At 68.5% G+C, this 12,847-nt stretch carries 11 protein-coding genes; 7 read left to right on the top strand and 4 right to left on the bottom strand.

All coding sequences use genetic code 11. The annotated features are described in order from the left end of the window. Positions 1-39 precede the first annotated feature (39 nt). From L3Q65_RS41400 to cydC, 4 genes are read left to right on the top strand one after another with little or no spacing between them, the layout of a single operon-like run. Positions 40-1,203: a cytochrome ubiquinol oxidase subunit I gene (locus L3Q65_RS41400; protein WP_237598077.1), complete on the top strand. Its 1,164-nt coding sequence runs from the start codon at positions 40-42 to the stop codon at positions 1,201-1,203. Positions 1,204-1,206: 3 nt separating this feature from the next. Continuing rightward, positions 1,207-2,190, top strand: coding sequence for a cytochrome d ubiquinol oxidase subunit II (locus L3Q65_RS41395; protein ID WP_237598076.1), 984 nt, complete (start codon positions 1,207-1,209; stop codon positions 2,188-2,190). Positions 2,191-2,202: 12 nt separating this feature from the next. Then, positions 2,203-3,693 carry a thiol reductant ABC exporter subunit CydD gene (cydD, locus tag L3Q65_RS41390; protein ID WP_237598075.1) on the top strand — a complete coding sequence of 497 codons (1,491 nt, stop codon included), beginning with the start codon at positions 2,203-2,205 and terminating at the stop codon, positions 3,691-3,693. Beyond that, a complete protein-coding gene (cydC, locus tag L3Q65_RS41385) occupies positions 3,690-5,213 on the top strand; it encodes a thiol reductant ABC exporter subunit CydC (protein WP_237598074.1) in 1,524 nt (507 codons plus the stop codon). The genes cydD and cydC overlap by 4 nt, the downstream gene beginning before the upstream one ends. On the opposite strand, the gene L3Q65_RS41380 is transcribed toward cydC, so the two are convergent. Both L3Q65_RS41380 and L3Q65_RS41375 read right to left on the bottom strand, forming a co-directional pair. After that, positions 5,197-5,790 carry a hypothetical protein gene (locus L3Q65_RS41380; RefSeq protein WP_182894397.1) on the bottom strand — a complete coding sequence of 198 codons (594 nt, stop codon included), beginning with the start codon at positions 5,788-5,790 and terminating at the stop codon, positions 5,197-5,199. The genes cydC and L3Q65_RS41380 overlap by 17 nt on opposite strands. A gap of 97 nt (positions 5,791-5,887) precedes the next feature. Next, positions 5,888-6,790, bottom strand: a complete 903-nt coding sequence (locus tag L3Q65_RS41375; RefSeq protein WP_182894398.1) for a glucosyl-3-phosphoglycerate synthase — start codon at positions 6,788-6,790, stop codon at positions 5,888-5,890. Positions 6,791-6,844: 54 nt separating this feature from the next. Here L3Q65_RS41375 and L3Q65_RS41370 point away from each other — a divergent pair, with 54 nt between their 5' ends. After that, positions 6,845-7,519 carry a 1-acyl-sn-glycerol-3-phosphate acyltransferase gene (locus tag L3Q65_RS41370; protein ID WP_182894662.1) on the top strand — a complete coding sequence of 225 codons (675 nt, stop codon included), beginning with the start codon at positions 6,845-6,847 and terminating at the stop codon, positions 7,517-7,519. A gap of 6 nt (positions 7,520-7,525) precedes the next feature. Here L3Q65_RS41370 and L3Q65_RS41365 read toward each other — a convergent pair whose 3' ends face one another. Together L3Q65_RS41365 and L3Q65_RS41360 are read right to left on the bottom strand one after the other, a co-directional pair. After that, on the bottom strand, positions 7,526-8,068 hold the full coding sequence (locus tag L3Q65_RS41365) for a TIGR00730 family Rossman fold protein (RefSeq protein WP_182894399.1): 543 nt from the start codon (positions 8,066-8,068) through the stop codon (positions 7,526-7,528). Beyond that, positions 8,068-8,853 (bottom strand): TIGR00730 family Rossman fold protein, encoded by a 786-nt coding sequence (locus tag L3Q65_RS41360; protein ID WP_182894400.1) that lies wholly within the window; start codon positions 8,851-8,853, stop codon positions 8,068-8,070. The genes L3Q65_RS41365 and L3Q65_RS41360 overlap by 1 nt, the downstream gene beginning before the upstream one ends. A gap of 359 nt (positions 8,854-9,212) precedes the next feature. Between L3Q65_RS41360 and L3Q65_RS41355 the strand changes: the two genes are divergently transcribed. Together L3Q65_RS41355 and L3Q65_RS41350 are read left to right on the top strand one after the other, a co-directional pair. Further along, positions 9,213-11,303: a M4 family metallopeptidase gene (locus L3Q65_RS41355; protein ID WP_237598073.1), complete on the top strand. Its 2,091-nt coding sequence runs from the start codon at positions 9,213-9,215 to the stop codon at positions 11,301-11,303. A 191-nt stretch (positions 11,304-11,494) separates the two neighbouring features. Beyond that, positions 11,495-12,553: a chitinase gene (locus L3Q65_RS41350; protein ID WP_182894402.1), complete on the top strand. Its 1,059-nt coding sequence runs from the start codon at positions 11,495-11,497 to the stop codon at positions 12,551-12,553. The last annotated feature ends 294 nt before the right edge of the window (positions 12,554-12,847 follow it).

Raw genomic sequence — 12,847 nt, 5'->3', positions numbered from 1 at the left:
CCGCTACATGTAGCCGCGCTACGTATAGGCTCCGTCGGCATGGACCCACTGCCGATAGCGCGACTCCAGTTCGCGACCACGACCTCGTTCCATTTCCTGTTTGTGCTGCTCACCCTGGGCTTGGTGACCATGGTGGCGATCATGCAGACCCGCGCGACGCTGCGCGGAGGCGAGCAGCTGCACCGGATGACCGCGTTCTGGGGCCGCCTGTACGTGGTCAACTACGCGCTCGGAATCGTCACCGGAATCGTGATGGAATTCCAGTTCGGGATGACCTGGACCGGGCTGTCCGCGTTCGCCGGGGACGTTTTCGGCGCACCGCTCGCGATCGAGACACTGGTGGCGTTCTTCCTGGAATCGACGTTCCTCGGCGTGTGGATCTTCGGCCGCGGCCGGATGAACAAGTGGCTGCACCTCGTGGTGCTGTGGCTGGTCACGCTGACCGCGTACGCGTCGGCGCTGTTCATCATGGTCGCCAACTCGTTCCTGCAGAACCCGGTCGGCTCGCGGATGGAGAACGGCGTGCTGCGACTGGACGACTTCGGTGCGTTGTTCGCCAACCCGGCGCTCGTCGCGTCGCTGCCGCACGTCATCGGGGCCGCACTGCTGACCGGCGGTTTCTTCGTGACCGGCGTCAGCGCGTACCACTTTCTCAAGCGCACCAGCGAGATCGACTTCTTCCGTCGGTCGCTGCGGATCGGTGTCGTGACGTCGCTGATCGGCAGTGTGCTGGTGGTCCAGGCCGGGTTCGCGCAGTTCGCCGAGGTCGCCGGGTATCAGCCGGACAAGTTCAAGGGTTCGGTGGCCGTCGGGCTGCCGCTCGGGATGATGATCAATGTCGGTTTCTTCGCGTTCTTCGCGGCGCTGATCGGCACGCTGCTGTTGTTCCGCGACCGGCTGCTGCGGGCTCGGCTGGTGCTCTTCCTGATGGTTCCGGGGATCGCCGTGCCGTTCATCGCGGCGATCCTGGGCTGGCTGGTCCGCGAGATCGGCCGTCAGCCGTGGCTGGTGTGGGGCAAGCTGCGCACCGCGGACGCCGTCGCCGACGTCAGCGGCGGGCAGATCCTGTTCTCCTTCATTGCTTTCACGCTGTTGTTCGCCGCACTGGCCATCGCCGACTGGGTGCTGCTCGCCCGGATCGCCAAACGCGGTCCGGCCGTCGCCGCGGCGGAGACCGAACTTCCCGTCCTGAGTGGAGTGTGACCCGTGGTGACGATCTGGTGGGGTGTGCTCGGTTTGCTGCTGGGCGGTTACTTCGCGCTGGCAGGCTACGACTACGGCGTCGGGATGCTGCTGCCCGCGCTCTCTCGCGACGAAGCCGGACAGCGGCGGGTACTCGGCGCGGTCGGCCCGTTCTTCCTGGCCAACGAGGTGTGGCTGATTGCTGCGGTCGGCGTGTTGTTCGGCGCGTTCCCGCATCTGGAGGGACGCGTGTTCGCCGGGGCTTACGTGCTGGTTGTGCTGTTGCTGCTGGGCTTGGTCACGTTCACCGCGGCGGTGCAGCTGCGAAGTCGGCATCCGGAGGGCAACCGGCGCGCGTGGACGTTCGCCATTACCGCGGGTGCGCTGGTCACGGCGGTTTCGTGGGGATTGTTCCTCGGCAACCTCGTGCGCGGGCTCCCGCTCGACGCGGGAGGACGTCCGGTCGACGACATTCTGGCGTTGTTCAATCCGTACGCGGTGTTATGGGGGCTCGGGTTTGTCGCGCTGTTCTGCTTGCAGGGGCTGATCTTTCTCGCAGTGCGCGGTCCGGCGGAGATCGCTGGGCGGGTTCGGCGCCTGGCGCGGTCGTTCCTGCTGCCGGCCGGAGTTTTCCTGGCTGGAGCGACGATTTGGGGCGCGTTCTCGGTTTCCGGCGGTTCCTGGGCTGCGTTAGCGGTTGTCGCCGTGGCCTTCGCAGCCTACTTTGTGGTCCTCTTTGGACTCAATCGACCGCAGTCGGCCCTGCCCGCCGTCATGCTGCTGAGCGCGTGCCCGGCACTGCTGGTCGGTGTGCTGCGATTCCCGGTCGTCCTGTCCTCCGGCACCGGTTACCAGCTGACTGTCGACCAGGCTGCCACCACGCCGGACATGGCCGCGGTGATCGGCTGGTTCGCCGCGCCCACGCTGCTCGTGCTGGTCATCGTGCAGTGGCTGACCTGGCGGGCACATCGACGTCCGATCGACGAGAAGTCATTGCTGCACTTCTAAAGGAGTCTTGCCATGCCTGGTCTTCGCGGTTACCTCGCGGCTCTCGCCGTGCTGGGCGTCGGCGCCGCTGTCACCGTGCTCGTCCAGGCGGACGGGCTGGCGACCCTGCTCACCGGCGGCGGCGTTTCGATCGCCCTGTTCGTCGCCGTCGGGGCGCGGCTTCTGCTCACCGTCGCGCAGGGCTTGCTCACCAGTCGATTCGCGGCATCGGCGCAAGCAGCCATGCGTCGCCGGTTGCTGGACGCGACTGGCGACCCCGGCGTGACCGCCACGCGAATCACCAAAGGCGTCGACGCGACCGCCACCTACCTTACGGGCTACCTGCCCGCAATGGTGTTGTCGGTGCTGGTGCCGGTCGCAGTACTGGCAAAGCTTTTCACTGCCGACCTGTCCTCCGCCTTGATCGTCACCGCGACTGTCCCGTTGATCCCGCTCTTCGGCGCGTTAATCGGCGCACATACGAGGGCACGTACACAGTGGACACTGCTGACTCGACTGGGCGGGCACTTCCTCGACGTCGTTCGAGGTTTGCCGACGCTCAAGCTGTTCGGCCGCGCGCAAGCCCAGACCCGAATCGTCCGCGAGATGGCCGACGCACACGCCGACGCCACCATCCGGACGTTGAAGGTCGCCTTCCTGTCCGCGCTGGTACTGGAACTCGTCGCCACCCTGTCGATCGCGCTCGTCGCAGTACCAATCGGGTTCCGCCTGCTGTCCGGCTCGATGACCGCGCACACCGCGATGCTGGTCCTGGTCCTCGCTCCCGAGGCGTACCTGCCGCTGCGCGCCGCCGGAGCGAAGTTCCACGCCGCCGCCGAAGGACTCACCGCGGTGAAGGAGATCCTCAGCGCGCCAACGGCAACGCGCCGATCTGGCACGCAAACACGCCGCCTCGGCCCGCCGGAAGTGGTGTTCGACCGCGTTTCCGTGCACTACGGCGAAACCCGCGCACTGTCCGAAGTAGACTTAACGATTCATCCCGGCGAGCACCTCGCCTTGGCAGGGCCGAGCGGTTCCGGCAAATCCACTCTGCTCGCCGTACTGCTGGGCTTCGTCGAGCCGACCTCCGGGCGGGTGCTCGTGGACGGCGTCGACCTGCGCGACCTCGACCACTCGTCCTGGCTGCGCGACACCGCGTGGCTGCCCCAACGTCCGACCCTGTTTCGCGGCAGCCTCAAGGAAAACACCGGCGGACGGCGCGTCGACGACATCGTTGCCGACCTCCCCGACGGCTACGCGACCCAGATCGGCGAACTAGGCGCCGGATTGTCCGCCGGGCAACGCCAACGCGTCGGACTGGCCCGAGCCTTGTCCCGTACCGAAGCCGGACTCGTCCTGCTGGACGAACCCACCGCCCGCCTCGACGCCCGTACGGAAGCGACCGTGCTGGCCGGCGCCAAGGAACTGCTGCCCGGCCGTACCGCCGTCCTGGTCGCGCATCGACCGGCGCTGGCGGCACTCGCGTCGCGGACGGTCGAACTGAAACATGGGGTGACCGCATGAAACTCGTCCGCGCGACCCTGCTCGCCGTCGGCGCCGAACTCGCCGGACTCGGCCTGACCGGCACCGCGGCCTGGCTGCTCATGCGCGCCGCCGAGCAACCTCCGCTCGCCGCGCTCACCCTCGCGATCGTCGCCGTGCGCGTCTTCGCCTTGGCACGCGGCGGGCTCCGTTACGCCGAACGCCTTGCCGGACACGACGTTGTCCTCCGCTACCTCGGCTCCCTCCGGGCCCGGGTGTACCAGGCCCTTCTCCCCCGTCGCGTCGCCGAACACTCCGGCGCGGACCTGGTCACCCGCCTGGTGTCCGATGTGGACGCCGTACAGGACGCCATTCTCCGGCTCGCGCTGCCGGCCGTGGTCGCGGGCGCCGTCGGTCTCGCGGTGGTGATCTTCGCCGGACTGGTAAGCCTTCCGCTCGCCGGAGTCGTCCTCATTGGACTGCTCACGACAGGACTGCTGTTGATCCCGAGAAGCAAAGCACCCGAGCCACGGCAGGAACTCGCCGAACACACCGTAGAACTCGTCCTCGGCCGCGACGAACTCATCGCCTACGGCTGGGAACAACGAGAAAAAGCCCGCGCCACCGCGATCATTCACAACCTGGCCGCGGAATCCCGTCGCACCGGCCGCCGCCTTGCCCTGACCACTGCCGCCGGAGTGGCCGGGCAATTCGCGACCACCGCCGCGGTCGCACTGCTCAGCCCAGCGAGCATTCCGGTCACCGCCGCCCTCACCCTGACCACGATGGCACTGTTCGAGCTGATCCTGCCGCTGCTCCCCGCCGTCGAACGAATCCCCGAAATCCGCGCCTCGCTGAGCCGGGTGCGCGCCGTCCTCTCCGCACCGGAATCAGCCCCCGAACCCATCCCCGGGCCAGGGCATTTCCGGCTGGCCAACGTCGGCGTTCAGCATCCCGGCCGCCGAGCCGCACTCGAAGGCGTCGACCTCGATCTGCCTCCCGGCACCCGGCTAGGCATCCTCGGCCCGTCCGGAGCCGGGAAGACAACCCTGCTGCACGTCCTGCTCGGCTTCGTCTCCCCCACGTCCGGCTCGATCACCGTCGACGGCCGTCCCGTGGCCGGACCGCACCCCGCCGTCGTCTCCGGCGCCCTCGCCGACGCGCACGTCTTCGCCACGACCGTCCGCGAAAACCTGCTGCTCGCCAACCCGGAGGCCACCGACGACGACCTGCGCGCTGCCTGCGAAACCGCCGGCTTCGACCTCCCGCTGGACCGAGACACCGGCCAGGACGGCGACGCCCTCTCCGGCGGTCAACGGCAACGGCTGATCCTTGCCCGCGCGGTACTGGCCGCACCGCCGGTCCTGGTCCTCGACGAGCCGGTGGAAGGCCTCGATCCCGCGCACGGCGACGAGGTCCTGGCGCGGGTTCTCGCCCAGGCGAAGGGGACCGTCGTGCTGGTGACGCACCGGCCGGAGCACGTCGCCGGGTTCGACCAGGTACTCACCCTGGAAGACGGGCGGCCAGCGCTTCGGCGCGAGGCGCTCACCGTTCGCGGATGAGCTGGATCGGCGAATCCATCGGGTCGAGGTGGAACAGGTCGTTGACGTCGACGTGCGGCTGCGACTCCGGCGAACCCCGGAAGAGCGCGACGACGACATTCGTGAGCCGGACCCGCCCGCCGCCGAGGTGGGTGATCCCCTTCGGCTCGTCGAGACCGGCCAGCCACTCGGCCTGCACCGGGTCCATCGTGGCGGTGTAGGTCCCGGTCCGGCCGGCCCGGGTTTCGCGGTCGGCCAGGACGTCGCCCCAGCGGGCGAGCGTGAGGATCTCGTCGATCGCCAAGCGGATCTCGTCGCTTCCCCCGTAATCCATTGCCGTGTAATGAGCCCGGCGGGCAGTTCCGCCGCGCCAGTAGCTGTAGTCGTCGCCCGGAACGCTTCGGTAGACCGTCTGCCACGCGGGACGCCCGTGAAAAGGATGCGGAGCCAGCTCGGCCCAGCCGACCAGGAACCCGTCCCGGCTGCCGTCGTCGGCGAAGACCCGCACGGTCTTCCGGTCCGGCTGCCGCACGACCAGATCGCGCAGTTTCAGCCGCTGCGCACTGCCGGGATCCAGCTGGTGTTCGGCCACGTCCATCGCCCCCGCTGCTCGAATCGGATCGGCTGCGGAACGTAGCGTGCGGCGATGACATCTCGATGAAAGACCGCGCTCTAGTCCGATGTGGACAGACCGGTCACTGCCGGGCGGCCAGCACCTCCCGCATCGGCGGCCGGTCCGCCACCGGCACCTCCGTCACGTCCGGCACCCACTCCCCGGACACCTGCACGAACTGCGTGAACCGCGCCGCCTCCGCGCTCGGCATCCCGCAGCGGGCCAGCGCGGTGCCGAGGATCTGCCGGGCCATCACGCCGAGTTGCAGGAGCGACCGGTTGCGGTGTTTGCGCACGCCGAGGTTGACCTGCGCCAGCCCGTCGAGGCCGTAGCGCTCCTCGGCGTCCAGCAGCAGGCCGATCTCCACGCCGTATCCCCCGGCGAACGGCACCGACTCCAGGAACTCGCGCGTGCCCGCGTACTCGCCGCCCAGCGGCTGCACCAGCTCGCCAAGAGCCGGGCGCAGCGCGGACAGCACCGGGCGCGCCAGCAGCTCGGTGACGCGGCCGCCGCCGGTGCTCTCCAGCCGCAGCGGGCGGCGGTAGAAGCCCTTGACCAGGTGCACCCCGTCCTCGGTGAGCAGCGGGCCGAGCAGCGACGGCACGAACGCCGGGTCCGGGTCGACCAGGTCGGAGTCGAGGAAGACCACGACGTCGCCGGTCGTCGCGGCGAGCGAGCGCCACAGCACCTCGCCCTTGCCGGGACGCGGCGGCAGCTCCGGCACGACGTCCTCGCGGCGCACCACGCGAGCCCCGGCGGCCGCGGCGACCTCGACCGTCGCGTCGGTGGAGCCGGAGTCGACGACCACCAGCTCGTCGACCACCCCGCCGAGCAGCGGGCGCACCGACGCGACCACCGCGGCGACCGTTTCCTCCTCGTCCAGCGCCGGCAGCACGACCGACACGGTCCGGCCGCGTTTGGCGGCGAGGATGTCCGCGGCGCTCCACCCGGGCTCCTGCCAGGTGCGACGGTGAAACCAGCTCATGGAGGCGATCGTGCCATGCTGGAGCCGGTGCCCGATCCTCCGGAGGGAGAACCCTTGCTGCCGCTGCTCGTCCGTTTCGTGCTCGGACCGCTGGTCCGCGCGCTCTACCGGCCTCAGGTCGAGGGCGTCGAGAACATCCCCGAGGACGGTCCGGTGCTGCTCGCCTCCAACCACCGGGCGGCGCTGGACACCGGTGTGATCACGTTCACCACCCCGCGGCAGGTCCGGTTCCTCGGCAAGGCCGAGTACTTCACCGGCAAGGGCATCAAGGGCCGGTTCATCGCGAAATCGCTCGACGCGCTCGGCTACGTCCCGGTCGAACGCGGCAACGCACAAGCCGGGCTCGCCGCGCTCGAAGCGGGCCGCAAGGTGCTCACCGACGGCGGCGTCTTCGCGATCTACCCCGAAGGCACCCGCTCGCTCGACGGACGGCTGCACCGCGGGCACACCGGCGTCGCCGCGCTCGCGCTGTCCACCGGGGCGAAGGTGGTTCCGGTCGCGTTGTACGGCACCGAGGGCATCCAGCCGAACGGCGCGCGGATCCCGCGGCTCGCCAAGATCCGGGTCCGGTTCGGCGAGCCGCTGGACTTCGCGCGCTACGAGGGCCAGGACTCGTCCTCGGCGATCCGCCGGTCGGTGACCGACGAGATCATGTACGCGATTCTGGAACTGTCCGGGCAGGAATACGTCGACACCTACCACAAACGGCCGGACGAAAAAGCGTCGTAGGCCGCGTTATCCGACCGAGCGGCTCATGATGTCGACGAGCTTCTCCGCATCGGACGCGACACTGATCAACTCCCGCGTCTCCGGCCGCAGGAAGCCCTTCTCCAGCATCTGATCGGCGAACTCGACCAGCGGCGAGTAATACCCGGCCACGTCGAGCAGTCCGATCGGCTTGCGGTGAATGCCGAGCTGCGCCCACGTCCACACCTCGAACAATTCCTCGAGGGTGCCGACACCGCCGGGCAACGCCACGAACGCGTCCGACAGCGCGGCCATTTTCGCTTTGCGCTGGTGCATGTCGGCGACCACGTGCAGTTCGGTGAGCCCGCCGTGCGCGATTTCCACGTTCGACAGCACTTCCGGGATCACGCCGATCACTTCGCCGCCCGCGGCGAGCGCGGCATTGGCCACCACGCCCATCGTGCCGACGCTCGCGCCGCCGTAAACGAGGCCGATTCCCCGCTGTGCCAGCAGTTTCCCGACACCGGCCGCCGCTTCGGCGTACTCCGGCGAAAAGCCCTGCGCCGAACCGCAGAACACACAGATCCGCATCAGTGCGTGTCCTCCCAAGCCTGATAAGACTCCTGCACGACGCGCACCGCGTCGTCGATGTCGTCGGTCAGATGCAGCAGAGCGAGGTCCTTCTCACCAATTTTCCCGCTGCCCAGAACAGATTTCTCGATCCAGTCGTACAGCCCGCCCCAGTATTCGGTGCCGAACAGGACCACCGGGAACTTCGTGACCTTCTTGGTCTGGACCAGGGTGAGCGCCTCGAACAGTTCGTCGAGCGTCCCGAATCCGCCGGGAAGGCAGATGAACGCCTGCGAGTACTTGACGAACATGGTCTTGCGCGCGAAGAAATAGCGGAAGTTCACGCCGAGGTCGACCCACGGGTTCAAGCCCTGTTCGAACGGCAGCTCGATGCCGAGCCCCACAGAGAACCCGCCCGCTTCGTTCGCGCCGCGGTTCACCGCTTCCATCGCGCCCGGACCGCCGCCGGTCATCACCGCGAACCCGGCGTCGGCGAGCGCGGCCCCGATCTTGCGGCCCAGTTCGTACTCCGGGTTGTCGCGTTTGGTGCGGGCCGAACCGAACACGGTCACCGCGCGCGGAACCTCGGCCAGCGCGCCGAATCCCTCGACGAACTCGGCCTGGATCCGCAGCACCCGCCACGGGTCGGTGTGCACCCAGTCGCTCGGCCCCCGCGAGTCGAGCAGCCGCTGGTCGGTGGTGCTGCCCTGGTCGCGCCGATCGCGCCGGAGCACCACCGGGCCCTTGTGCCGCTCCACCGGACGTTCGGGGTACTGGCCGTCGGGAAACTCAGACTGTTCGCTCACCAGCCAAGCCTACGGGCCGTTCGGCCGCGGCGGGCGCCCGCGTCGGCACCAGAGCGTGACGGCTCGGTTGCCCGCGGCTGAACGCGGGAAAGCGGACCACCAGCGGGTTCCGGTCCTCCTACCAACGGCCGGTTGTCAGGAACTACCTACGAAAGTCGCCCGACCCGTCCCAAACCGGCGTTTTCCCTGCTACGAGGCCACCTGCGGGGAATAGTCCTGATCGCCCCCGGGGTCCCGCTGGTCCGTTCAGCGCATTGACCACCCCCGTGAGCGCTTTTTTACTCACGGTGTCCGCGGCCTGATCAGCCCAGCTCAACGCGTTGCGCTTTTCCCCATCGTGTACCCCGAAAGGACTGTCGATGACGTCCAGAAGAGGGCTCGCCACCGGCATCGCAAGTGTCGCCGGTCTCGCCCTTTCCCTGCTCGCGCTGCCGGTGACCCCGGCATCCGCGGCCCCCGCCCAACCCTCCGCAGACCCGCAGGCCACCGCGATCGCGGCCGCCGACCGGGTCGCCGCCGCAGGCGCGGTCGGGCTCCGCAAGAGCTCGGCCGAAAGCCTGCACCGCGTCAGCACCACCCTGGGCGACGCCGGGCTGTATTACAACTCCTACGAGCGCACCTACGACGGCCTCCGGGTCGTCGGCGGGGATGCGGTGATCGTCGCCGACGGAACGGGCCGCGTGCGCGGCACCGACTCCGCCGAGGGCGCGGCCATCACCGTGGGCACCAAGCCCACTGTCGACGCGGCGCGCGCGGCCTCGGTCGCCCGCGGCCAGTTGCCGACCGTGAGCACGGTGAGCAAGCCTGATCTGGTCGTCCTCGGCGGCGCACAGCCGAAACTGGCCTACGAGGTCGTCGTCAAGGGACGCACCGCGAAGGCTCCGAGCAACCTGCACGTCTTCGTCGACGCCGCCACCGGCAAGGTCCTCGACCAGCGCGACGACGTGAAGGCCGAAAGCCCGGCGAAGTCCGCTTCGAACGCCGCGGCCCCCGCCGCGGCGGGCAACGGCAACAGCTACTACGCCGGCCAGGTCAGCATCGACACCAGCGGCTCCGGCAGCTCGTACTCGATGCGCGACTCGACCCGGCCCGGCATCAGCTGCGGCCGCGAGGGCGGCTCGGTGTTCACGAAGTCCAGCAACAACTGGGGCAACGGACAGGGCACCGACCTCGAAACCGGGTGCGTCGACGTGCTCTACACGGTGCAGACCGAGTGGAACATGCTCAAGGATTGGCTGGGCCGCAGCGGCATCGACGGCAACGGCAACGGTTTCCCGGCGTCGGTCGGCCTGAACGACGTCAACGCCTACTGGGACGGCTCGTCCACCCACTTCGGGCACTCGCAGGACAACCAGCGCCAGGCGACGTCGATGGACGTGGCGGGCCACGAGTTCGGGCACGGCATCTTCCAGAACACGCCGGGCGGCGCGGGTTCGGGCAACGAGAACGGCGGACTCAACGAGTCCACCGGCGACGTGTTCGGCGCGCTGACCGAGTTCTACGCGAACAACCCGGTCGACACCCCGGACTTCACCGTTGGCGAGGGCGTGAACCTGGTCGGCAACGGCCCGATCCGCTACATGTACGACCCGAGCCGCGAGGGCGACCCGAACTGCTACTCGTCGTCGATCCCGAACACCGAGGTGCACGCGGCGGCGGGCCCGCAGAACCACTGGTTCTACCTGCTGTCCGAAGGCTCTTCGCCGACCGACGGCCAGCCCTCCAGCCCGACCTGCAACAACAGCAGCGTCACCGGCATCGGCATCCAGAAGGCAGGCAAGATCTTCTACAACGGCCTGCTGCACAAGACCTCGTCCTGGAACCACAAGGCGGCCCGCAAGGCCACCCTTCAGGCGGCGGTCGACCTGTTCCCGGGCAGCTGCACCGAGTTCAACGCCACCAAGGCGGCGTGGGACGCGGTTTCGGTCGGCGCGGTCTCCGGTGAGGCCACCTGCACCGGCAACCCGCCCGCGGGCAACGACTTCTCGGTCAGCCTGTCGCCCTCGACCGCGACTGTCCAGCCTGGACAGTCGGCCACGTCGACGGTGACCACCAAGATCACCAACGGCAACGCGCAGTCGGTGAAGCTGACCGCGAGCGGCCTGCCCTCGGGCGCGACCGCGACGTTCAACCCGGCGACCGTCCAGTCCGGCGCCACCGCGACTGTCACGATCGCCACGACGGCCAGCACGCCGAACGGCACCAGCAAGGTCACGATCACCGCGACCGGCGCCAACGCCACCCACACCGCCGACTTCACGCTCACCGTGGGCAGCGGCAATCCCGGCGGCTGCGGCGGCGTGACGGCATGGGACTCGAACACGTTCTACGGTCCGGGCGACGTCGTCTCGTACAAGAGCCACAAGTGGACCTCGTCGTGGTACTCCGTCGGCGCTGAGCCGGGTGCGCCCGGTTCCTGGGCCGTCTGGACCGACAGCGGGGCCTGCTGACGCGGTAATCGCACCCTGGTTTCCGACCCCTTGGACCAGCCGGGCACGGCGCCTCGTGCCCGGCTGGTCCGCGTTTGTACTTGTCCAGACCACCTGCCGTGAATTTGTCTAGACCATACGATCGGGGGTAGGCATCCCCCAGCGCGCCGCTTACCGTTGCGGCAACACCGTTACCGGGGACGGGAGCCGTGATGAACGGACGGAAGTCACGCTGGTTCGGGACCGCAGTAGCGGCCCTGCTCGCACTGCCGCTCGCGGGAATCGTCCCCGCCTCCGCGGCCGTCGCACCGCAGTCGGACACCTGCGCGGTCAAGCCGAGACCCTCCGGCCCGGTGCTGCAGGGCTACTGGGAAAACTGGGACGGAGCCTCGAACGGCGTCCACCCCGGCATGGGCTGGGTGCCGATCAACGACCCCAGCATGGCCGCACACGGCTACAACGTCATCAACGCCGCCTTCCCGGTAATCCTTTCCGACGGCACCGTGCAGTGGGAAGACGGCATGGACTCGACGGTCAAGGTGTCGACGCCCGCTGAAATGTGCGCGGCGAAAGACGCCGGAGCCACCATCCTGATGTCCATCGGCGGCGCGGCGGCAGGCATTGATTTGTCGTCCAGCTCGGTCGCCGACAAGTTCGTCAGCACCATCGTGCCGATCCTGAAAAAGTACAATTTCGACGGAATCGACATCGACATCGAAACCGGATTGTCGAGCAGCGGCGACATCAATTCGCTGTCCGCCTCGCAAGCCAACCTGGAACGCATCATCGACGGCGTACTGTCGCAGATGCCCTCCGGCTTCGGCCTGACCATGGCCCCGGAAACAGCGTACGTAACCGGCGGCTCGGTCACCTACGGATCGATCTGGGGCGCATACCTGCCGATCATCAAGAAGTACGCCGACAACGGCCAGCTGTGGTGGCTGAACATGCAGTACTACAACGGCTCCATGTACGGCTGCTCCGGCGACAGCTACGAAGCCGGCACCGTGCAAGGCTTCACCGTGCAGACCCAGTGCCTGGACAAGGGCCTCACTGTCCAAGGCACGACAATCCGCGTCCCGGTGGACAAGCAGGTCCCCGGCCTCCCCGCCCAGCCCGGTGCGGGCGGCGGCTACATGGATCCCGGCTCGGTTTCGCAGGCCTACCAAAGCGTCCCAGGCCTCAAGGGATTGATGGACTGGTCGATCAACTGGGACGGCTCACGAGGCTGGACCTTCGGCGACAACGTGAAGTCCCTGCAAGGCAGGTAAAAGCCGCTGTGGGCCGGGGTGCTGCGCACGGCGCCGCCCCGGCCTCAGCTCAACGCACAGGCCCGCCGGAATGCGCCCCAATGTGGCATTGGGTGCGTCAGACGCACCGAACGCCACATTGGGTGCGTCGCACGCACCCAATGCCACATTGGGGCGCTAGCCCCACTCACCAAACCGCAGCCGGTGCACCCAACCATCGAGGCACCCAGCCCCTCCCCCGCACCCCGATACGAAGCGTCCCTGCGGTCAGCACAATCAAGCTTCGGGGTGCCCCACGCACCCACCGAGGGCAAT

The sequence above is a fragment of the Amycolatopsis sp. FU40 genome (genome assembly GCF_021903635.1).
Lineage (GTDB): Bacteria > Actinomycetota > Actinomycetes > Mycobacteriales > Pseudonocardiaceae > Amycolatopsis > Amycolatopsis dendrobii.
Note: the sequence above shows the minus strand (reverse complement) of the source record. Positions and strands in the feature narration are given on the sequence as shown.

Excerpts from the sequence above, each read along its gene's own strand:
- L3Q65_RS41400 (WP_237598077.1), top strand. The coding sequence starts at position 40 with ATGGACCCACTGCCGATAGCGCGACTCCAGTTCGCGACCACGACCTCG.
- cydD (WP_237598075.1), top strand. The coding sequence starts at position 2,203 with ATGCCTGGTCTTCGCGGTTACCTCGCGGCTCTCGCCGTGCTGGGCGTC.
- cydC (WP_237598074.1), top strand. The coding sequence starts at position 3,690 with ATGAAACTCGTCCGCGCGACCCTGCTCGCCGTCGGCGCCGAACTCGCC.
- L3Q65_RS41380 (WP_182894397.1), bottom strand. The coding sequence starts at position 5,790 with ATGGACGTGGCCGAACACCAGCTGGATCCCGGCAGTGCGCAGCGGCTG.
- L3Q65_RS41375 (WP_182894398.1), bottom strand. The coding sequence starts at position 6,790 with ATGAGCTGGTTTCACCGTCGCACCTGGCAGGAGCCCGGGTGGAGCGCC.
- L3Q65_RS41365 (WP_182894399.1), bottom strand. The coding sequence starts at position 8,068 with ATGCGGATCTGTGTGTTCTGCGGTTCGGCGCAGGGCTTTTCGCCGGAG.
- L3Q65_RS41355 (WP_237598073.1), top strand. The coding sequence starts at position 9,213 with ATGACGTCCAGAAGAGGGCTCGCCACCGGCATCGCAAGTGTCGCCGGT.
- L3Q65_RS41350 (WP_182894402.1), top strand. The coding sequence starts at position 11,495 with ATGAACGGACGGAAGTCACGCTGGTTCGGGACCGCAGTAGCGGCCCTG.